Source organism: Microcoleus sp. CAWBG640 (genome assembly GCF_020883015.1).
Lineage (GTDB): Bacteria > Cyanobacteriota > Cyanobacteriia > Cyanobacteriales > Microcoleaceae > Microcoleus > Microcoleus anatoxicus.
The window spans coordinates 22,638-43,999 of record NZ_JAHRFC010000002.1 but is presented as its reverse complement, the minus strand read 5'-3'; the positions used below and the strand labels follow the sequence as shown (position 1 = coordinate 43,999).

At 45.5% G+C, this 21,362-nt stretch carries 14 protein-coding genes; 6 read left to right on the top strand and 8 right to left on the bottom strand.

All coding sequences use genetic code 11. The features are described 5' to 3' along the window. Nucleotides 1–79: 79 nt before the first annotated feature. Together AAFP11_RS01555 and AAFP11_RS01550 are read right to left on the bottom strand one after the other, a co-directional pair. Entirely contained in the window at nucleotides 80–2,560 is a 2,481-nt protein-coding gene (locus AAFP11_RS01555) for a glycoside hydrolase family 31 protein (RefSeq protein WP_341735431.1), read from the bottom strand. 241 nt (nucleotides 2,561–2,801) lie between these two features. Beyond that, on the bottom strand, nucleotides 2,802–3,377 hold the full coding sequence (locus AAFP11_RS01550) for a hypothetical protein (RefSeq protein ID WP_341735430.1): 576 nt from the start codon (nucleotides 3,375–3,377) through the stop codon (nucleotides 2,802–2,804). 308 nt (nucleotides 3,378–3,685) lie between these two features. Here AAFP11_RS01550 and AAFP11_RS01545 point away from each other — a divergent pair, with 308 nt between their 5' ends. The 3 genes from AAFP11_RS01545 (at nucleotide 3,686) to AAFP11_RS01535 (ending at nucleotide 8,800) form a co-directional block, all read left to right on the top strand. Continuing rightward, nucleotides 3,686–4,840, top strand: coding sequence for an FIST N-terminal domain-containing protein (locus AAFP11_RS01545; RefSeq protein ID WP_341735429.1), 1,155 nt, complete (start codon nucleotides 3,686–3,688; stop codon nucleotides 4,838–4,840). 1 nt (nucleotide 4,841) lies between these two features. Then, nucleotides 4,842–5,924 carry an ATP-binding protein gene (locus AAFP11_RS01540; protein WP_341735428.1) on the top strand — a complete coding sequence of 361 codons (1,083 nt, stop codon included), beginning with the start codon at nucleotides 4,842–4,844 and terminating at the stop codon, nucleotides 5,922–5,924. Between the two features lie 701 nt (nucleotides 5,925–6,625). Beyond that, nucleotides 6,626–8,800 (top strand): glutamine synthetase III, encoded by a 2,175-nt coding sequence (locus AAFP11_RS01535; protein WP_341735427.1) that lies wholly within the window; start codon nucleotides 6,626–6,628, stop codon nucleotides 8,798–8,800. Between the two features lie 172 nt (nucleotides 8,801–8,972). Here AAFP11_RS01535 and AAFP11_RS01530 read toward each other — a convergent pair whose 3' ends face one another. Next, entirely contained in the window at nucleotides 8,973–11,864 is a 2,892-nt protein-coding gene (locus AAFP11_RS01530; RefSeq protein WP_341735426.1) for an S-layer family protein, read from the bottom strand. A 116-nt stretch (nucleotides 11,865–11,980) separates the two neighbouring features. Between AAFP11_RS01530 and AAFP11_RS01525 the strand changes: the two genes are divergently transcribed. Then, on the top strand, nucleotides 11,981–12,985 hold the full coding sequence (locus AAFP11_RS01525; RefSeq protein ID WP_341735425.1) for an ADP-ribosylglycohydrolase family protein: 1,005 nt from the start codon (nucleotides 11,981–11,983) through the stop codon (nucleotides 12,983–12,985). Between the two features lie 54 nt (nucleotides 12,986–13,039). On the opposite strand, the gene AAFP11_RS01520 is transcribed toward AAFP11_RS01525, so the two are convergent. Beyond that, nucleotides 13,040–13,309, bottom strand: a complete 270-nt coding sequence (locus AAFP11_RS01520) for a helix-turn-helix transcriptional regulator (RefSeq protein WP_341735424.1) — start codon at nucleotides 13,307–13,309, stop codon at nucleotides 13,040–13,042. A 215-nt stretch (nucleotides 13,310–13,524) separates the two neighbouring features. Here AAFP11_RS01520 and AAFP11_RS01515 point away from each other — a divergent pair, with 215 nt between their 5' ends. Further along, complete coding sequence (locus AAFP11_RS01515; RefSeq protein ID WP_341735423.1) at nucleotides 13,525–14,499, top strand: hypothetical protein; 975 nt, start codon at nucleotides 13,525–13,527, stop codon at nucleotides 14,497–14,499. A 350-nt stretch (nucleotides 14,500–14,849) separates the two neighbouring features. Here the strand turns inward: AAFP11_RS01515 and AAFP11_RS01510 are convergent, their stop codons facing one another. From AAFP11_RS01510 to AAFP11_RS01495, 4 genes are all read right to left on the bottom strand, one after another. Beyond that, nucleotides 14,850–16,253: a cation:proton antiporter gene (locus tag AAFP11_RS01510; RefSeq protein WP_341735422.1), complete on the bottom strand. Its 1,404-nt coding sequence runs from the start codon at nucleotides 16,251–16,253 to the stop codon at nucleotides 14,850–14,852. A 112-nt stretch (nucleotides 16,254–16,365) separates the two neighbouring features. After that, on the bottom strand, nucleotides 16,366–17,139 hold the full coding sequence (gene hisA, locus AAFP11_RS01505; RefSeq protein ID WP_341735421.1) for a 1-(5-phosphoribosyl)-5-[(5-phosphoribosylamino)methylideneamino]imidazole-4-carboxamide isomerase: 774 nt from the start codon (nucleotides 17,137–17,139) through the stop codon (nucleotides 16,366–16,368). Nucleotides 17,140–17,308: 169 nt separating this feature from the next. After that, on the bottom strand, nucleotides 17,309–18,502 hold the full coding sequence (locus tag AAFP11_RS01500) for a glycoside hydrolase family 10 protein (protein ID WP_341735420.1): 1,194 nt from the start codon (nucleotides 18,500–18,502) through the stop codon (nucleotides 17,309–17,311). An 88-nt stretch (nucleotides 18,503–18,590) separates the two neighbouring features. Continuing rightward, nucleotides 18,591–20,168: an amidohydrolase family protein gene (locus AAFP11_RS01495; RefSeq protein ID WP_341735419.1), complete on the bottom strand. Its 1,578-nt coding sequence runs from the start codon at nucleotides 20,166–20,168 to the stop codon at nucleotides 18,591–18,593. A gap of 309 nt (nucleotides 20,169–20,477) precedes the next feature. Here AAFP11_RS01495 and AAFP11_RS01490 point away from each other — a divergent pair, with 309 nt between their 5' ends. Then, the gene (locus tag AAFP11_RS01490; RefSeq protein WP_341735418.1) at nucleotides 20,478–21,248 is read left to right on the top strand and encodes an isochorismatase family cysteine hydrolase; all 771 of its coding nucleotides are present in this window, start codon (nucleotides 20,478–20,480) and stop codon (nucleotides 21,246–21,248) included. Nucleotides 21,249–21,362 lie beyond the last annotated feature (114 nt).

Genomic DNA, 21,362 nt, shown 5'->3' with positions numbered 1-21,362 from the left:
TGCTGTGTCTCTACGGATCTGGTTGAGATACGAGGACACAGCACTGCTGTGTCCCTACGGATATGGTTGAGAAAATTGCCTAAAATATCAAACGCCGCACCGTACCATCATCCGTAAATCGCTGTTCCCCAATCCCAACAACTTCTACAGTAACTTCGCGATCGCAAATCGCAAATTCCCCCTCCCGCGCCGCAATTTCAACGATCGCCCTTTCCCCTTCAAAATACACCTGATAATTAGTCGTAGCCCAGACACCTTTTTCATGTTCAAAACTGTGTCCATCGTCCTCATAAAGCGTCCATTCACCAGTTCCGTGCCAAATTCGTATTTTCAATGAATCAAGCGGTTCTTCGCTGACAAATTGCCTCACAGGCGCGATCGCAATTATCCCCCCACCCCGCACGTAAAGCGGCATTCTCTCCAAAGGCGCATGGGCTAAAATGTGCGTCGGGCCCTGATAGCATTCGCCCGTCCACCAATCGTACCAACTACCCTCCGGCAAATACACGGCGCGATGCTCAACTCCAGGCCGATAAACGGGTGCAGCCATCAGCGACGGGCCGAGCAATACTTGATCGTAAAGGTGATAAGTTGTGCGATCGCGCGGAAAGTGATACAGTAGCGGTCGCAAAATCGGCGTTCCCGTAGTCGCAGCTTCCCAAAACAACGTGTAAATGTAAGGCAACAACTGATAGCGCAAATTGATGTATTCCCGGCAAATCTTCTCAGTGCGATCGCCAAAAACCCACGGTTCGTGCTGGGCCGTACTCAGCGCCGAATGACCGCGCATCAACGGATACAGCATCCCCACCTGCATCCACCGCGCGAACAATTCAGCGGTTGCATTCCCCGCAAAACCGCCGATGTCGCAGCCGACAAACCCAACGCCGGAAAGCCCCATGTTGCAAAGCATCGGCATCGACATTTCCAAGTGATCCCACAGCGATTGATTGTCCCCCATCCACACCGACGAGTACCGCTGTACCCCCGCAAAACCCGATCGCGTCAGCACAAAAGACCGATCGCCCCGCAACTTCTGCAACCCCTCAGCACAAGCTTTCGCCATCATCAACCCATACAAATTGTGGGTTTCGGCGTGGGTTGTGCGATCGTCATCGGGGCCCTGCGGTGCATCCAGCGGAAACCAAATGTGTTCGCCGCCATCGCCAAAAGGCCTTTCTGCGATCGCAGGTTCGTTCATATCGTTCCAAATCCCCGCAACACCCATATCAGTCAGGCTTTGGTGCAATTCCCCCCACCACTGGCGCACGTCTGGGCGCAGGAAGTCGGGAAATACCGCTTTATCGGGCCAAACGTAGCCGTGGAAAAGCTTTCCGTCGGCGGTGCGCACGAAATAGTCGTTTTCCACACCGCGATCGAATATTTCGTAATCTGCTTCCGGTTCGTACTTGACACCGGGATCGACAATTGTCACCACCTTGAAACCCGCTGCTTTCAAATCTGCGATCAGTTTAGCGGGATCGGGGAAACGCTTGGGGCTCCAAGTAAACACCCGGTAGCCGCGCATATAGTCGATGTCGAGGTGGATGACATCGCAGGGAATCGCCCGATCGCGAAATTCCTTAGCCAACTCGCGCACAACGTCCTCTGACTCGTAGCTCCAGCGGCACTGGTGGTATCCTAGCGCCCATTTTGGCGCGAGTGGCATCCGACCGGTTAACTGGGTGTAGGTGGCGAGAATTTGGGCGGGTTCGGGGCCGTAAATGATGTAGTAGTCGAGTTCCGTGTCTCTGGTTTCCATCCGCAAAACGCCCGGTTTTTCGGCGCCGATATCGAATTGACTCCAAAATGTGGTGTTGAAAAAGATGCCGTAAGCGCGATCGGGATTCAGGGCGATGTAAAATGCGATCGCCTGGTACATTTCATCGGTGAGGGAATTGTAGTCGAGGGAGTCTGTTGTCCAGTTTGTCTTGACTTCGGAGAGTTTGTCCAGCAAGCCCGTGCGTTCGCCGAAACCGTAGAAGTGCTCGTCGGGTTCGATGCGCTTCCAGCCAGCAGTTGCGCCCGCGCGCCATCCCATGGGGCGATCGCAGTCGCTAGCAAAGGGTTTTCCCGATTTGTCAAAGCATTCGATGGAAGTGCGATCGCGCTTGACAGCAAGTGTTATTTGTGCTGTTTCTATTTCGATTTTTTCTGCTGTTTCTCGCACTTCAAAAGGTACGATTTCCCATTTTTCGTCAGGGAGAGTTACTGAGTGCAATTTGCTTTGACCCCCCCCCTGCCCCCCCTTGCTAAGGGGGGGTGATAATTTTATTTCTTGCCCCCCCTTAGCAAGGGGGGGTTGAGATTGAATTTCTTGCCCCCCCTTACTAAGGGGGGGTTGGTCTATAATTTCTTGCCCCCCCTTAGCAAGGGGGGGTTGGGGGGGGTTTGGCGACATTCGCACTCGGATTAAATTGGGTGCGAGTACGCTGATTTTGAGAGCGGAATTGGTACAGTTGAAGTGAATTGTGCGATCGCTCTTATCGATCGATTCTACTGCGCCGATTATTGACCAAGGCTGTTCTGTTGTTTGCAGTTTTCCGAAGTATTGCGGCATACACTCTGACTCGAAATATTATCGATTTTGCTGCGAGGAGTTAAGGGTTGTCATCTGGCAAAAGGAAGAAATATCGTTTCCGGTTGCACGGTCGGTGATTGTTAACTGTTAACTGTGCATTTAAGAAATCTCTTAACCTACTAAGCTGTTGTGCATTTAAATTGAATGTCAAAAAACAATTTAATTGTTGTGGGGTGGGCGTCCCGCCCGCCCTAAATATGCAATTTAAATGCGTGACAGCTTACCGCCCAAATACTTGCAAAATTCGACGTACTCCTTCCCTTTCTAATCCCTCAAACTGCCGCCGTTCATCCGCAGTAAAAACAGTTGTAACTTCCCCTTTATCTGACATCTGTGATTCCAACACTCCACCATTGAAGAAAACAACATCACCGGAACCAAAAAAGACGATCGCCCTAACCCGATCGCCTTTTAGCCAAAATCCCACTCCATCTCCCGCTTCCAGCAGGGCTTCCGATGCACTGACAATGGTTTTACCACCATCGGTGGAACACATCATGTAGCTAACATTTTTGACAGTTTTTGTGGCTTTTTGACAGGGTTTAGCCTGAAGTTGTTTCAACTCTCGATCGTAATTAGCCCGATTGATTACAGGTCTAATTTGGTTCAGCAAACACCGATCGGGTATGCCATCACCATCATCATCCATGCGGATGTCGTCTTGTTGTCCGTCGCGATCGCAATCCATCGCCTGCCCGATCTGTCTACCTGGTTTCGCCGACTGTGCTACTGCATCGCCTCCGATGATAGAGTTTAAGCATACCAGGGCGATCGGTAATAATTTTAAAAGTATCATACAATTCACTTTTTCCAACTAATCTATGATAACAAATTATAGATGTGACCTTGCATTAGCTGTGAACAAATCAGAATTTAGGCGATCGCCCCCAACACCATTTCCCATCTCCCATTCCCAGATTTTCAACAAAAGTGCGATCGGTGCTAATTTTCAGTCGAGCAGTATGATAAGATTATTTTAAAATTTTAATTCCGAGGAATTTTTGCTGTATTTATATTGACAAGCATCGGCTTATAAGTATTCTCACTGAGGCATAGCTGTTACCTGTAAATTTTTACTGACAGTACAATTATTGGAGTAAACCCATGTTAAAAACAGTGGTTGGTCATAGCAACGACCCTGACTCTCTCTCCGCCATAACAGAAGTCCTAGAGCAATGCCAGCAATCCCTGTCAGGAGCATCACCTCAAGCGGCTATACTGTTTGCAGCCATTGACTTTGAACATACTCTCATCTTAAATCAAATTAATCTGACATATCCGGGAATTGAGCTAATTGGTGGCACAACCGATGGAGAGATGTCTTCTGTTCTAGGATTTGAGCAGGATTCCCTCACTCTGATGCTATTTTGTTCGGACAACATCACTATTCGTGCTGGAATTGGACGAGACATTTCCCAGGACTTGAACTGCGCCATTCAAACCGCTATTGTTCAAGCAACAACAGGTCATACAGAACCGATTAAACTCTGTATTACTTTGCCAGAAAGTCTCACCACCAGCGCCGTTTTGATTTTAGATAGCTTGAATCAAGCTTTAGGGGGAAAAGTACCTATTTTGGGCGGACTCACGGCGGATCAGTGGCAGTTCAAAAAAACTTATCAGTTCTACAAAACAGAAGTTTATAGCGATGCAATTCCCATTATTTTAATATCGGGATCGATCCTCTTTTCTCATAGTGTTGCTAGTGGGTGGAATCCGGTTGGTAAGCGAGGTAAAGTTACCAAAGCTTCTCAAAATGTAGTCTACGAAATCGATAGTAAACCTGCTCTAGAGTTTTATCAGCACTATTTGGGGAAAAGGATGCCAGCCACAGAATATCCTCTAGCCGTGTTTGATATCAATGAAACTAATTACTATGTGCGAGCATCTAACGGAGTTTACGATCCAGCAGTTGGTAGCGTGACCTTTTTTGGGGATGTTCCAGAACAGGCGATCGTTCAAATTTCCGAAGCCACCCATGATAGTATTCTATCTGCATCTCGAACATCTATGATGCAAGCCTTACAGAATTATCCCGGTAAAGAACCTGCTGCTGCTTTGTATTTTTCCTGTTGCGGTAGGCGACAAGTTTTAGGTACTCGCACTAAAGAAGAATATGCACTAACTCAGACCTGTTTGACCAAATCCTTGCCCAGTTGTGGCTTTTACACCAATGGGGAAATTTCCCCCTTAGAAGCTAGGGGTATCTCTTATTTTCATAATGAAACATTTGTCACTTTGCTAATCGGAGAAGCCTAAGATGCAGTCAGAAGAAATAGACCTTAGGGCAATAATTAAGCAGCTTGAAAAAGAAAATCGCATTTTACGCAAAAAATTAGAGCGATCGGAGACAACTTGCCAAGAACTAGAGCAAACGAATCAAAAAAAAGAATCTTTGCTCCGGCAAATTATCAACGACCTAGAAAATTCCCAAAAAGAAGTTAAAGAAAAGCGTCAGTTAGAACAGACTTTGAGCGAACTTAAACGCACTCAAGCCCAACTCGTTCATGCTGAAAAAATGTCTAGCCTAGGGCAGCTTGTAGCAGGAGTAGCTCATGAAATTAATAATCCAGTCAACTTCATCCACGGCAACTTAAAATACTTGGACGAATATGCTCAAAACCTGTTGAGTATCGTGCAACTTTATCAGCAGCACTACCCAAATCCGGTAGCTGAAATTCAAGGCGAGGCAGATGAAATAGACCTAGCTTTTTTGCAGCAAGACTTGCTCAAAATTGTGACTTCTATGAAGCTAGGAACAGAACGCATCCGTAACATTGTCCTGTCTTTGCGGATATTTTCGCGAATGGACGAAGCTCACCTCAAGTCAGTCGATATTCATGAAGGAATTGATAGTACATTACTCATTTTGCAGCATCGTCTGAAAAATCATCCGGAAAACTCAGAGATTCAGGTGATTCGGAACTACGGTAATTTGCCACGGGTGGAGTGCTATGCCGGACAACTTAATCAGGTGTTTATGAATATTCTGGTCAATGCTATTGATGCCATTGAAGAATTAAATCAAAAACGAACGGTTCCAGAAATAAAAGAAAATGCTAGTCAGATTACTATCTCTACATCAGTGGTTGATGCAAAATGGGTACAAATTGCGATCGCAGATACGGGATTAGGAATTCCCGAAGAAATTCAAGAACAAATATTTAATCCGTTCTTCACCACAAAACCCATTGGGAAGGGCACAGGAATGGGAATGGCGATTAGTTACCAGATTATCACTGAAAAACATGGCGGTAAGCTCATGTTTTTTTCAACTGCGGGAAGAGGGGCGGAGTTTGTGATTCATATTCCTATCAAGAAACAAGTCTGTAATCCGGTTTAATCAAATCCTTACAGCCGAATGTAACATCAGGTTTGGTCCCCGGACCAGACGCGACTATATATATTATCGATCGGCAAATTCTAGAATGGTCTATCGATATCCAGGACAAATGACGACACTGATTAAACAACTTGGCTACGAACCCAGCCTTACGGATATTCCCTGGCTACCCACCCTCAACCCCACCGTCTAGCAACCGCCCTACAGAAGCCAGAGACATCTCGCCGAAAGGTATCTACAACCATTGTGCCAAAAAAATATATTCTGTATTCTACAATACATTTATTTAATTAATGATTGCTTACACTCTCCAAGTGTGGATTGTGTATTTTCGATAATTCTCCAAAACCTCAGGCACAAAATTTTTGATCTTACCAGGGTAAAAATTAGGTACTAAATCTGTGCCAAGTTGATATCAATGATATTGACCAAATTTAGTACACGCTCTTGCCATCTATTGTTTTGTTAATAACCGATATCCAACCGCATCTGACACTGGATTGTCATCAATATAGTGTCAGGATAGTGTCAGGGCGATCGGACCTCGCTCTAACCACCCGTAATAAAACTTGTTTGTAGTCAGGACTAAAGCCATGATTATAAAACAAGAAAAAGGACTAACATCCTCACTAAAAACTGGCTGTTCCTAAGCCGTATCTTTTCAAAACTACTTGTCCCCAAATCAACAACAAAAAACTATCATGAGTGGAAACGAATCGCGCGTTCAAGCAATTTCCCAAATTGTCAACCGCCCACTGACACCTACCCAGCCTGCGAAACGACTAGAAGATATGTGGGCAACAGATGTCTTCACTCTCAGCAAGATGCAAGAGAGTCTGCCCAAAAGTATTTTTAAATCAGTAAAAAATACAGTTCAAACCGGCAAAAAACTCGACGAATCCGTAGCTGACGTAGTTGCGGTAGCCATGAAAGACTGGGCTATTTCCAAAGGAGCATTGTACTACGCTCACGTATTTTATCCGCTCACCAACAGCACCGCTGAAAAACACGACGGTTTCATCTCTGTACAAAGCGATGGTTCAGTCATCTCAGAATTTGCCGGCAAACTGCTAGTACAAGGTGAACCAGACGGCTCCTCCTTCCCCAACGGCGGCATCCGTTCCACCGCCGCCGCTCGCGGATACACAGCTTGGGATGTCACCAGCCCTGCCTATGTCATGGAAACAGACAACGGCATGACATTGTGCATTCCCACTGTTTTCATCTCCTGGACAGGCGAAGCACTAGACAAGAAAACACCGCTGTTGCGTTCCATTGCCGCAATGAACAAAGCAGCAACCCGCGTTTTGAAACTATTAGGAAATACCGAAGTTGCTCCCGTAAATTCCAGTTGCGGTGCCGAACAAGAATACTTCCTAATAGATGCCAACTTTGCCAACAATCGTCCCGATTTACTGTTAGCAGGTCGCACCCTGTTTGGCAAACCTCCAGCCAAAGGTCAGCAATTTGACGACCACTATTTTGGAGCAATTCCAGAGCGCGTTCAAATCTTCATGCAAGAAGTAGAAGAAAGAATGTATCGCCTCGGAATTCCCGCCAAAACCCGCCACAACGAAGTAGCACCAGGTCAATTTGAAATTGCACCAGTTTTTGAAGCAGCCAACGTTGCCAGCGACCACCAACAATTAACCATGACAATTCTGCGCAACACCGCGAAGAAACATGGTTTTATTTGCTTACTCCACGAAAAGCCTTTTGCAGGCATTAACGGTTCCGGCAAACACGTCAACTGGTCAGTCGGTAACGCCACCCAAGGCAACTTGTTAGACCCAGGCGATACACCGCACTCCAACATACAATTCCTAGTGTTCTGCGGTGCTGTAATTCGCGGCGTACACAAATACGGCCCTTTGTTGCGCGCCGTAGTTGCAACTGCCAGCAACGACCACAGATTGGGTGCCAATGAAGCTCCGCCAGCGATTATCTCTGTCTATTTGGGTTCGCAATTAGAAGATATCTTCGATCAAATTCGCCAGGGCGGAATTAAGGGTTCTCAAGGTCGCGGAATCATGAATTTAGGCGTAGAAACACTGCCTACTTTCGTAAAAGATGCCGGCGACAGAAACCGGACATCGCCCTTTGCTTTTACTGGCAACCGTTTTGAATTCCGTGCTGTAGGTTCCGGTCAATCTGTTTCCGGCCCCTTGGTGGCGATGAATACAATTCTGGCAGATTCTTTGGACTGGGTTGCTAACAAGTTAGAAAGCGATTTGGCAAAAGGAACTGAACTAAATGCTGCCATCCAAAACGCCCTGAAAGAAGTCATGGACGAGCATGGTGCAGTAGTATTCGGTGGCAATGGCTATTCTGAAGAATGGCATAAAATGGCCGTGGAAGAACGCGGTTTAGCCAACTTGCGGACTACTGCCGATGCTCTGCCCGTGTTGAAAGCAGAATACATTGAAGATTTGTTTGAAAAGACAGGTGTGTTGACTCCTGTTGAATTGGAAAGCCGTTTCGATGTCTATGCAGAGCAGTATTTGCTGGCAATTGAAGTTGAAGCGAAACTGGTAGTCAGCATGGCAAAAACCCTGATTTATCCAGCAGCGGTGAGTTATTTGTCGGATCTTTCTAACACTATTGCTGGTTTGAAAGAAATTGGCATTGACTTAGATAAAGAAACTGCCCAAAAGGTAGCCACCCTGCTTAAATCGATGATGGATTGTACTAGCAAGTTGACTGATGCTTTGAGCAATCATGATTTTGCTTCGACAGAAGAGCATATGCAGTATGCTTCGCAAACAATTCGTCCTTTGATGGATGAGGTTCGCCAGTATGCGGATGCTTTAGAAGGTGAAATTGCTGATGAGTTGTGGCCGTTGCCTACTTATCAGGAAATGCTGTTCATTAAGTAATCGCCAACCTGGTTAATTTCGGGTGAGATTTGTGGGGACACGGCAGTGCCGTGTCCTTTCACGTTATGGTTGTTTCGGAATGATTAAACCGCAGAGACCACAGAGGCCGCAGAGTCCGAGAAGAGGGAGATGAGTAGAGGACGATACCAACGGATTTGATATCAACCCCATTTCAGCGTTCCGGGCAAACAGGCAAAATTCGCCTCTGGCGCTGTGGAACTTGAGCGATTGAATTAGATGCTACCAGCGTCACTTGCCCTTGAGCATCCATCACCCAACCTTGAGCAGGAATAACTGCTGGTGGTGGCATTTTTATTTCCGCTTTTTTACCCTGTAGATTCTGACTTTCACCTCTGGCTGGTTCCACCCAACTAAACTGGGTAGAATCGCTATTAAGCACATCACTAGGGTTGGCTGGTACTCCTCCTTTACCAGTGATAGTAAACTCACTTCCCGCTCCTTGTATGCAGGGATTAGCCACAATTAATGCAGCCGGCTCGACAACATTTTGAGGTAGTTCTACTAAACCTTGAGCGGGATTTACACCAGCAGTGCTAAATGTTACCGCACCTTGCAAGGCCGGGCCAGCCTGTTGAGAAATGGCGGCGATATCGCTAGTGGGAATTAAAGATGTGGGATTTACTTGTAAATTGGCAAATTCCGCATCATTCAGTCCTAAAGTGTTTCTAGCTTGTTCTCGGTTAATGGTAGTAAAGCCAAAGATATTCGGGACATTAACCGCAACTTGTCCGCCCCTAGCTGTGCGAGCGTTGGCTGTAATGTCGCTATTTTCTCGCGGTAGAGCTACCAAAATATCGCTATTAATTCTGATATTTCCACCGTCAGAAATACCTGCATCAGTGGTAATTCTGCTGCCGCGGCGCAACTGGATGGATCGCGCTTCCAGGTTGATATTTGCTCCCGTACCAGATACAGTTGTACCATCAATGCTGGCTTTGTTGTCAAGGGCGATCGAGTTAGCTACAACGTTAATATTGCCAGCCCTACCTGTTCCTGAAGATTGAACATTAACCACTGCACTATCCCGAAGGATCAATTGACTAGCATTCAAATTCAACGAGCCTGCATTTCCGCTAGCAGTGGAATTGACAGCATTAAACGCCCTACCAGCCGAGGCCTCAATTGCACTCCTCAACCGACTGTTACTCCCAATACCTTGCACTTCTACGCGATCGGCATTAATTGTAATATCTCCGGCATCTGCTATACCCAGAGAAGCCGCAGAAATAACGCCGCCATTCTGCACAGTTAGTTTAGGTGTTGAGAGGCGGATATCTCCACCTCTACCAGAACTTGCAGTTTGAGTAACAAAAGAACTTGCTACATAGCCCGCATTCCCCAAAAATCTTGACTCGCCGCTTACTTCTATAGACTCGGAGGCTCTCACAGTTAAATTTCCTCCCGTCCCCCCACTTGTATAAAACACGACTTCGCCAAAAATAGCACCCGTCGTTAAACTAATTGTGGCTCCATTAGAAACAGTTAGCCGTTTAGTGTCGATGCTAATATCCCCACCTTTTCCATTCCCCTCAAAAGTATTCGTACCGAGCCTAGTTTGCCCTAAACCTACAGGGAGACTCCCCGACAATTCCACAGATTCACTCGCTTTAATCGCGATATTCCCCGATGCTCCATCACTAAGACTGAAGCTGGCAAAAGCACCGCCATCGCGCAGTATTAACCGTTGGGCTTCAACAGTAATGTTTCCACCTTGACCAGTGGTTGCGTTCGTTGTGCCGTTATAGAGCGTCGAACTAACGAGTTCGACGTTGTTGGCGCGGATAGTCAGATTTCCGCCATTCCCAGCACCAAAGGTGGGGGCACCGGCCACTACCCCATTGCTCATCAACAGCCGTCCGGCTTCAATGTTAATGTCTCCTGCGGCTCCACTGCCAATAGTGCTAGTGAACAGAACAATTTGCGAAACAAAGGGGTTGCCTGTTCCAGATGTCTGAAAATTTTCTGTAAGCTGCTGATAGCCCTCAATTCCCAACCCGAACATTTCTACTGAGTCAGTAGCGTGGATGTTGATATTGCTCCCTTTCCCATCTCCCAGTGTCGTGGTGAAAATTTGTGACCCCTCTTGTAGTCGCAAGTTTTGGGCATTGATGTCGATGCCTCTGCCGTCCATATTTCCTAGTGTCAGTCCATAAATTCCAGAACCGTTGAGAGTGATATTTCCACCTCTGATATCAACCTTGCCACCTCCTAATCCGCTGGTATTTATCAATGCACCGTTCATTTCAATATTGCCAAAGTTATGAATATTGCTGTAGTTTAAATTCAGACCCAAAGCCGTTAGTTCAAATTGTACTAAACCTGGACTCTTCACACTTCCCAGAAGAATTTGTCCGCTATAAGCTGTTAAATTTCCTCCTTGCAGTTGAATGTCTCCACCAATTAAGGCTAAAGTTTGACCTGGATCTACTGCTAAACCAAGTTTGTTAGAAACAGGAACTTCTATAGTCAGTGGCGGTAAGGTTGGTGTGGGGCCAATTGATTGGGAAGAGTTTACAATTGTGCCGGGATTGTCTCGAAATCTCAAGCCCACAGGAATATTAATCGCTAATAATGGTACTGTCCTAGGGTTTTTGCTACTAAATTCAAAGCCATTATTAAAAACAATACTATCAGCAGTTGAGCCTAAAAATGACCCGCGTAAATCTAACCGCGCATTGGAACCAAAGATAATTCCTTGCGGGTTGAGTAAGAATAAGTTGGCGTTTCCTTGTACTCCTAATGTTCCTAAAATATTGGAAGGATTGCCACCTGTGATGCGGGTAAAAATGTTAGCAATGCCGTTGGGATTGGCAAAATAGGCTCCTCTGCCTTCACCGACGTTGAATTCGCGGAAACTGTGAAATAAGTTAGGGCCGCGAGTTGCACCGCCTTCTATGCGGTCTGATGGTAGGTTATTGATGGTGTCGGAGACTGTGCGGGAGTTTTCTGTTCCCAAAGTGCGATCGGGGACGATTTGAGCGAGAGTGGTAGTGGGAAATAGTAAGAATAAAGTAAAAAATAGAGTGGGAAATAGGCGGGACATAGTTATATTGCTCCATATATTATGGGAAATAAAAAATAGAATACCCCGACCCCAGACTTCTTAGAAAAGTCGGGGATTTAACATAAGATTGGATAAACGTACTTAAAGCCAGATAAATGATTGTACCGCGTCTAGAACAATTTAGAGGCTGCTTGATCGGTCAGTGCCTTGGCGACGCTGTAGGCTGTAGAGTAGAAGGCTATCCTCCCGAAGTTTGCCAAAACTTTGTCACCTACGAAGTTCGACTTAAAAAAATTAAAGATCGCGATCGCTTCGGCTTCCCCTTTGGTCAATATACCGACGATTCCCAACTCGCCCGCGAACTCCTCCAAAGCTATCTCGCTTGTGGCGAATTCGACCCCAGCGACTACGCGACTCGTATTGCTGACATTTTCGCTCAAGAACGCATTGTCGGGCGGGGTCGATCGACTGAAGAAGCTGCAAACCGGCTGATTCGGGGCGTTGCTTGGCAAGAAGCTGGCACTCCTGCTCCCAGTGCTGGTAATGGTAGTGCTATGAGGGCAGGACCGATCGGCTTAATATTCTACGATCGCCCGTCTCAGCTCATACAAGCTGCTTGCGATCAAGGGCGCATTACCCATCAAGACTCGCGGTGTTCTGCGGGTGCTGTGGCGATCGCCGGGGCTGTCGCGATCGCCCTTCAATCTGACACTATTGAAACTGAGCCATTCCTGGGCCAACTGAGCGAATGGGTAGCAGAAGTTGATTCTTCCTTTGCCGCTTTGCTGAAAGATTTGATTGAGTTGGTCAAATTGCCCCCAGAGTCAGCGGTAGAGCTGATTTCTAAAGCTGGACTACCGTTAAACTACCAGCATTCTTGGCAAGGAATTTCGCCCTTTGTCGTCGGTAGCGTCTTATGGAGTTTATATGCGTTTTTGAGAACGCCTGAAGATTACTGGGAAACTCTCTGCACTAGCATCGCCGTTGGTGGCGATGTGGATACCACCGCAGCAATGGCTTGTGCCATCAGCGGGGCATTTCTAGGTTTAGAAGCCATCCCGAAGCAACTAACGGAACTTTTGAACGATCGGGAGACCTGGGGCTTGGACGAACTGACTAAACTCGCTGACAGTTGTTATCAGTTAAAAATGAAGTTGTAGCCGCTTCTAACAAGTTAAGACTTATTGCAAGTGCGATCGCGATCGGATTTGATATCAGTCACGATTTGGTGGGCCTAAGTCATTAGGTAAATCGTTCAGCGTTTTTCCTAGGGCTTCGCAAAGGGCTTTCATTTGAACAATTGTGAGTTCAGGTTCGTCTATTCCCCGTTCCCAGTTGCTGATTGCTTGCTGAGTTAGAGTTTTTGCGCCCGTTTTGTCAGGAATTTGCTTGGCTAAAGCCGATTGTGACAAACCAGCAGCTTCTCGCAATATTTGCAGTGCTGGTATATCTTTGGAATCTTGAGCTTGTTTCTTTTTAGACATATCATAGAAATTTACAAGCAAACTTGTTTACAAGATCAAGTTTTACAAGTATGCTTTTAAATATAGGACAACGGAAAGTTGGCTTGTGTAGCCGGACGGTGGAAACGCTTTGGTTTATTGTATCAAAGTATTAAACATTAACACAAAAACTTTTCTGTACTTGGCGATCGCACTAATTCTGTGATATTCTTCCCTTCCTCGAACTATTCCCAATTATGCCCACATCCACGGACAACTTCTATGTAGGCGATGTCGCCTTCAACTTTCACTTTGCAGGCCCCCTTCTAGACTTTGAAGAAGAAATCCAGAATCAATCACCCTTTCACGATTTAGAATACCTAACTGGCGAAATAAAAAGGGGATTCCTAGACTACGTGCGCCAAGGAATCATGCTGGATGCTATCCGAAGACTGCGATTGTATAAAGACCTGTTCAAAACCTTTAAAAAATATTGCGAACAAGCATTAGGTAGGCAGTATTTTTACTGTACGCAAATCATCAAAGCTGCTGGCATTTGTCTGCGCTTAATTAAAGCCGGATTTGATATTTTGCCTAGCTGCGTTGCTCAGGTTGTCCCTTTGTTTAAACACGCAGTCACCGACCAATATGGCGACTGTCATTTGGAGGAGAAATGGCAAGAAGTTGTGGATGTAGTGCCAAAAGAAAAGATTACCGCAGTTACTATTAGCGAAACGGTTGACAACAATCCCGAACTGCGGCTCAAACAAATTAAGATTAAAACGGACACCTACGCTCTTTTATCTAAAAAAGCAGCCGCAGCGGGTATGTCAATTTCGGAATTGTTAGCCCGGTTGGTGGATGAATACAATCCCCGAAATGTAGAGGAAGCAGCGGAACATACTCCCGAACAAGAGGAAATTTTAGACCAGTTAGACGAGGAGTTTAAGAAGCCTGCAACGGAAGAAAAATCCCCAGCGGCTAAAGGCAATAAATCTCAAGGTTTTGGAGTGAAGGTTAAGTCAAAAGGTGCTAAAGGGGAAGTTAAGACTAAAGGTGTGGGCGAGAAAATTCAGGCTAAAAGTTCGGCTGGTAAAGTTAAGTTGAAAAATCGGCAATTTGAAATTAAAGGGGAGAAACAGTCGAATTCATTGGAGGATAAAAATCATGAAATTATCGGAGAAAAATCTCAGGCTGCGTCAACATTAACTGAGGGAGGTTCTAGGGAATAAAATTCAGTACCACCGGATTGAAACTACTGTGTTTAATTTGTGGCAAATATAGCGACAGCCAAGACGGTGGCTAGGGAGCCCCGACTTCTTTAAGAAGTCGGGGCTCTGGTATAGGAATCGCCAAGGCTGTTAAGGCGATTCCTATAATATCAAATTCGGTAGAATCGGAATTGATAAGTAAATCCACTTAATTAAACGTAAAATACGAATGACCGAAAAGCTGACTGCATAAGTCTTCTTCCTTCTTCCTTCTACTTATGAAGTCGAGAAACCGGGTTTTTTACCAAAATACTTCGTTCCGGTCCACAAATTTAATAAAAACCCGGTTTCTTTGTCGGAGTCCTTAAGTCCTATATGACCTTAGAAGGTTCCCCCTCCCCAGGCGGTTCCACGGAATCACCAAAAGCAATCCGCAGAAATGGCGGGGCTAAAAATGTTGTTAGAATCACCATGATAATAATCGACACTTCCAATGGTTTATCAAGAACCCCACTCGCCGAACCAATGCCTGCAAAAACTAACCCGACTTCACCGCGAGGAATCATCCCAACTCCGATCGCCAATCGATTAATTCCCGGCTGACCAAAAACCACCCAGCCTGTAACTAGCTTGCCAATAATCGCCACCAAAATCAAGAAAACAGCAATCAAAAGTCCCGCCCGATTATCCGGGACTGTGGGGTTCAAAACTCCCAAATCCGCCCGTGCTCCCACCGTCACAAAAAAGACGGGTACAAGTAAATCGGCGATAGGTTTCACCAATTCATCCAACTCATTGCGCGCATCGCTTTCATCCAAAACCAAGCCCGCAGCAAACGCACCCAAAATCGCTTCCAGATGGATTGCATTACCCAGAAATGCCATGAAGTAGGCAAAAGTAAATGCCGGAATCACAATATTGCCACGAGTTTTGAGTGTCTCTACAACCCCAGTAAAGGTTTTGTTGAAAAAACCACCCAACAGAATCGAACCTAGCAGAAAAGCAGTGGCACTAACAATCAAATAAATGACATTAACCACATCAATTTCACCAGTTTTAGCTAAGCTAGCAACAACAGCTAGGACAATAATTCCTAGCACATCATCAATCACCGCCGCACCGACAATTATTTGACCTTCTTTAGATTTTAGTTGTCCTAATTCCGACAAAACTTTCGATGTAATGCCAATGCTAGTTGCCGTCAAAGCGGCCCCGGCAAAAATCGCTGGAATCGCCGCAGTATGGAAGAAAATCATCAAGCCCGCAGTACCAGCGGCAAAGGGAACTGCCACGCCAACACAGGCGACAACAACAGCTTGAATTCCGACTTCCTTAAGTTGTCTGAGGTCCGATTCTAGGCCAATTTCAAACAACAGAATAATTACACCCAATTCAGCTAACACTGAAATGACTTCACTCTGGGATTCAAAGATACTGGTGACGGCGGCTGGGGAGAGATGATTAATTAATTGCAGAACACTCATAATCCCAGAGTCTGAGGCTGACAGCCCAGCTTCGGGAAAGACGATGAGGTGTAATGCCGATACTCCGACAATTACCCCTGCGACTAATTCACCTAAAACAGGGGGGAAATCGAAGTTTCTAGCTACTTCTGCGCCTAGTTTACTGGCGAGATAAATCACTACTAAACTAAGTAAAACTCCGCTGAGGACGATGGGAGAATATTCGGCTTCGACGGTTGCTAACAAAGGTATGGGAGCAACTAGGGATGCCATCCCAGAACTTAAGGCTGTAATTGTATGGTTCACAAACATGAATTAGGTGAGGATAAGAAGGACGATTCTAGGGTGACTGTTCGCTGTTAAATGTGAGTTGCCAGAGTGATAACTGCTAGCTATTTTATAGCTACTTAACTCAACATGAAGCTCAAGCAAAACTTGAAGAACCCAAATCGGGAGGAACATCCTGCCATCGTCCTTGACCTACTGCTTGAATTGCTTCTTTTAGCAAGATATCTCCAGTATAAATCGCTCTACCAACGATCGCACTTTTGACACCAATTGCTTCCAAGGCTAACAAACTCAACAAATCTGCGATGGAACTAACACCACCGGAAGCAATCACCGGAATCGAAATAGCATTGGCAATTTCGCGCAAAGATTCCAAATTCGGCCCTTCCATTGTACCATCGCGGTGAATGTCGGTATAAATAATTTCAGCAGCACCTAATTCTGCCATTTGCTGTGCTAATTCTGTTGCTAAAACTTCCGATGTTTCTAGCCAGCCTCTAGTTGCAACTTTACCATTTCTGGCATCAATGCCGACCAGAATTTGACCGGGAAATTCGCTGCACAATTCACCGACTAATTCCGGTTTTTCGACAGCGACAGTGCCGAGAATTGCCCGCCGAACGCCTAAATTAAGGATAGCAGCCACGGAAGTGCGATCGCGCATTCCGCCACCTACTTGACAGGGAACATCAACGGCTCTGACAATGGCTTCAATGGCTGCCTGGTTGACGGGATGACCTGCTTTGGCACCGTCGAGGTCTACTAAATGCAGCATGGTTGCGCCTTGATTTACCCACTGTCTGGCGACTTCGACGGGGTTGTCGTTAAAAGTTTGCGACTTCGCGTAGTCTCCCTGATAGAGTCTGACGCATTTTCCATCCAATAGGTCGATCGCGGGAATTACATTCATAATTTGGGAATTGGGAATTGGGAATGGGGAATTGGGAATGGGGAATTGGGAATGGGGAATTGGGAATTGGGAATTGGGAATTGGGAATTCTCTTTCTTCTTCCTTCTTCCTTCTTCCTGCTTCCTGCTTCTGGGAGCTAAAGTCCTGACTACAAACATCCTACAATATTTTAAACTGACGGACGCTGTATTTTTGTGGGAAAAAATGCTCGGAATGCCGTATTTCGCTCTTCGGGAGTTTCTTTGGCCCAATTTGATAAGCTTTCATAGAAAAAGAATGAGACACCGGCAAAGTTTCGTTTTCGCACTTCTTGTACTTGTTCTTGAATTTGTTTGAGGGGAACCGGGTTATTTTTCAAACCAGTTAAAATACCGATCGCCGTGGGAATATGAGGCTTAGCAAGTTTAACTTCTTCTCGTTCCAGTTCCTGATTAAAACGCTTGATATCGCTGCGATAAACCTGCAACACAATTTCTTCGATGTAACCGCGTCTTTCCCAAGTAAACCAGTCTTGCAAACTAGCTGGTAAGGCAAAGTTAAAAGGGTTGGGAGATAAAGCCACAATACATTTTTGTTTTCGGGCTTTGATAGCAGTAAAAAGTCGCGCCATGAAGTCATTAATTCTGTCAGCACGCCACCGCACCCAGAAGGTTTCGCGAGAGTCGTTCGAGGGAGGTTGTTTGATATCTTTTTGGTACATTAAAACCGTTAGCGGTTCATATCCAAATTCTGACGGTAAGCCGAAATGGTCGTCAAATTGAATCCCATCTAGATCGTAATTTGCCACCAGTTCCACAACTAAATCTTGGATAAATTTCTGCACTTCTGGATGAAAAGGACTCAGCCATACCCGATCTTCTATACCTTCTTTCCAAATAGTTGAACCGTCGCGTCGTTTCGCCAGCCAGTCGGGGTGCAATCTCGCTAATTCCGATTTGGCGGGAGCCATGAAACCAAACTCAAACCAAGGGATTACTGCGATACCTTTTTTATGTGCTTCTGTAATGATTTCTTTGAGAACATCTCGCCCTTTTAATGCTGGTGCTGGGTCATTTAATTGTCCGAATACTCGTTTGGCTACAGCGCTGGGATGAATGGTATAACCCCCTTGCCAAACGGTAGGATATATGGTATTAAAATTAAGTTTTTCTAGGCGATTTACAGCGTCATTTATGTTTTTGCGGGAGAAGATGACATCGCTGTCAATGTTGGTCAGCCAAATGCCGCGCAATTCGGTTTTTATAGGCATTTTTGGCGGAGTTTGAGCCCAGCCACGGGGAGAGAAGATGGCGGTGGATGTGAGGGCGATCGCACAAACAAGTATTAAAGCCAGTATCCTCTGCGATCGGTGTAGTTTAATCATCAACTTTTTGTACATATTACCCATTACCCATTACCGATTACCCTTGGCTACTTCATGTTACTGACAAAGGCTAGATCTCAATTTTATCTTACTTTGAGCGATCGGGCAAATTCATCACTTGGCGGTAATGTGCCTCAATTTCAGTCACCATTGCTGATTGGCGCTTGCTAGTCCACTGACTGCGATCGAATAATTCCTTTCTCAAATCATCCACATCAATTGTTTTCACCTTACCTTCTGCTACAAGTTGTTTACCATTTACCCAAACACTATGCACAGCATTAGTCGAACGACCCAAGATGAGTAAACCAATGGGATCTGTCCGTGGTAGTAATGATAAATTCGTTAAATCGTATAACACAAAATCCGCTCGTTTGCCTACCGCCAAAGAACCAATTTCATCTGCCATATTTAAGCCTTTGGCTCCTCCTAATGAGGCCATTTCTACTGACTGTCGTGGCGTAATCCAATGGCTATAATCTAAATCCGTGATGTTGTGCAATAGGGAACCAATCTTAATCGCTTCTAGCAAATCCTGGGAGTCATTGCTAGCGGCACCGTCGCAACCAAAGGAAACATTTACTCCGGCTTTAAGGTATTTTAAAATTGGTGCGATACCGCTTCCTAAACGTAGGTTACTGAGGGGATTATGGACAACGGTGGATTGGGTTGCTGCCATAATTGCAATGTCTGCATCGTCCAACCAAACACAGTGTGCTAGGGATGTTCTGGGACTCAAATACCCAATTTGTTGCAAGTGTGCTACGGCGCTACAACCATATTTTTCTTGAGCTAATTGTTTCTGGGCGCGGGTTTCTAAGAGGTGGGCGTGGCGGCAAAGATTTTGGCGATCGCTCAAATCGATACAGCCTTCAAATAACGCATCAGAACACAGTTGAATTCCCGTCGGTGCTAATAATATATTTACACCTAATTCTGGTTTATGAAACAGTTTTATGGCTGATTCCATTAAATCTAAAGTTGCCTGAGTCGATCGCAAATAAGCTGATGCCTCGATACCACTATCGCCACCGGGCATTCCCGATTTTAGAGATTCATCTTGAATTAACGGCCCGATGAAAGCGCGAATTCCAATTTCTTGGTAAGCGCGAACTGCCGCCGCAATAGTCTCTAATTCTTGTCCGGGAATCAAGACTAAATGATCGACTACGGTTGTCCCTCCAGATAGCAATGTTTCTACGGCTGTTCCCAGTGCACTCAAGTAAATTTGTTCGGTATCGAGAGGGGTAAAATCGTACAATTCTGCAATCCACAATTCCAGCGGCAAAGGGGGAATTATGCCCCGCTGCCACATTTCGGAAGAATGCGTGTGGGCGTTGACAAAACCGGGAAGCAGCAGCTTATTTGTGCCGTCGATAACTGTTTCACCCCCCCTATCCCCCCCTTGGTAAGGGGGGGGACTAAAAAGGGCGGTTTCCCCTTGGTAAGGGGGGGGACTAAAAAGGGCGGTTTCCCCTTGGTAAGGGGGGGGACTAAAAAGGGCGGTTTCCCCTTGGTAAGGGGGGGAATTAACAGAGGGGTTGTTGGGTGCGATCCTCTTCGAGGGCTTCGCTAACGAACTTATGCAATTATCCACCACCTGCACCTCTGCGGTTTCATAACCCCCCTCAACGGGAATTAAAACATTTTGAATTGTAAAGCTCACAGATTGACCCCTGCTGGTGAATTCACATCTATTTATTATTTTACGATCGGTCTGGTCTAAAACTGGCTGCGCCCCAAGGATTTTAGCATATTGAATTACAGATGAATTATTATAAAACTTTCCTTAAGATATCTAGATTTGGCGATAATCTAGGATAGGACAATTTAATTATATCGAATCCCCAAAAAAATGTCAGAATAGCTGTGTTTAATTTTTGTTAATTTATTAAGCTGAAAATCTTCACCTTTGGTAAATTAGTAAGTAAAAAAATGGTGATAAAATTGAAATTAGTTTTGTGCGATAGAACCTATGAATCCTGAAAATCTCCGTACCTTGGGCGTGCCGCCGAATGCTTGGAAAGTTGATGCCAAAATTGCCGACATCACCCGCCCCCAACTGCCTCCCCAAATTGTAACTTTGGAAACACAAACTAAAACGCTGCGTGTGGATTTAGCCAAAGCTGCAATGTTGGTGATCGATATGCAAAATGATTTCTGTCATCCCGACGGTTGGCTATCATATATTGGCGTAGATGTAACGCCAGCGAGAACTCCAATTATTCCTTTACAAAATTTACTGCCAAAATTGCGATCGCGCGCAATTCCGATTATTTGGATCAACTGGGGAAACCGCCCCGATTTACTCAATATTAGCGCAGCTTCCCGTCACGTTTACAATCCCACAGGAGACGGCGTAGGTTTGGGAGATCCGCTACCAAAAAACGGTGCTGCTGTATTAACGGCTGGGAGTTGGGCGGCGCAAATTGTCGATGAATTGACACCGAAATCGGAGGATATTTGCGTTGATAAATATCGGATGAGTGGCTTTTGGGATACTGCTTTAGATAGTATTCTCAAAAACCTGGGCAAAACTACACTTTTCTTTGCAGGAGTCAACGCGGATCAGTGCGTGATGGCGACGCTGCAAGATGCTAATTTCCTCGGTTACGACTGCATTTTAGTCAAAGATTGTACTGCTACGACATCGCCAGATTATTGCTGGCAAGCTACTCTATATAACGTTAAGCAATGTTTTGGTTTTTTGTCTAATTCTCAGGCTATGTTAGAAGCAATTAAATAGCAGTCAGTCCTTAGTCATTAGTCAGCAGTCATTAGTCAGCAGTCATTAGTCAGCAGTCATTAGTCATAATGACATCAGAAACATAACAACCAGCACCAAAGAAACCGGGTTTTT

Excerpts from the sequence above, each read along its gene's own strand:
- AAFP11_RS01545 (WP_341735429.1), top strand. The coding sequence starts at position 3,686 with ATGTTAAAAACAGTGGTTGGTCATAGCAACGACCCTGACTCTCTCTCC.
- AAFP11_RS01555 (WP_341735431.1), bottom strand. The coding sequence starts at position 2,560 with ATGCCGCAATACTTCGGAAAACTGCAAACAACAGAACAGCCTTGGTCA.
- AAFP11_RS01490 (WP_341735418.1), top strand. The coding sequence starts at position 20,478 with ATGAATCCTGAAAATCTCCGTACCTTGGGCGTGCCGCCGAATGCTTGG.
- AAFP11_RS01535 (WP_341735427.1), top strand. The coding sequence starts at position 6,626 with ATGAGTGGAAACGAATCGCGCGTTCAAGCAATTTCCCAAATTGTCAAC.
- AAFP11_RS01525 (WP_341735425.1), top strand. The coding sequence starts at position 11,981 with ATGATTGTACCGCGTCTAGAACAATTTAGAGGCTGCTTGATCGGTCAG.
- AAFP11_RS01540 (WP_341735428.1), top strand. The coding sequence starts at position 4,842 with ATGCAGTCAGAAGAAATAGACCTTAGGGCAATAATTAAGCAGCTTGAA.
- AAFP11_RS01520 (WP_341735424.1), bottom strand. The coding sequence starts at position 13,309 with ATGTCTAAAAAGAAACAAGCTCAAGATTCCAAAGATATACCAGCACTG.
- AAFP11_RS01530 (WP_341735426.1), bottom strand. The coding sequence starts at position 11,864 with ATGTCCCGCCTATTTCCCACTCTATTTTTTACTTTATTCTTACTATTT.
- AAFP11_RS01500 (WP_341735420.1), bottom strand. The coding sequence starts at position 18,502 with ATGATTAAACTACACCGATCGCAGAGGATACTGGCTTTAATACTTGTT.
- AAFP11_RS01515 (WP_341735423.1), top strand. The coding sequence starts at position 13,525 with ATGCCCACATCCACGGACAACTTCTATGTAGGCGATGTCGCCTTCAAC.
- AAFP11_RS01510 (WP_341735422.1), bottom strand. The coding sequence starts at position 16,253 with ATGTTTGTGAACCATACAATTACAGCCTTAAGTTCTGGGATGGCATCC.
- hisA (WP_341735421.1), bottom strand. The coding sequence starts at position 17,139 with ATGAATGTAATTCCCGCGATCGACCTATTGGATGGAAAATGCGTCAGA.
- AAFP11_RS01550 (WP_341735430.1), bottom strand. The coding sequence starts at position 3,377 with ATGATACTTTTAAAATTATTACCGATCGCCCTGGTATGCTTAAACTCT.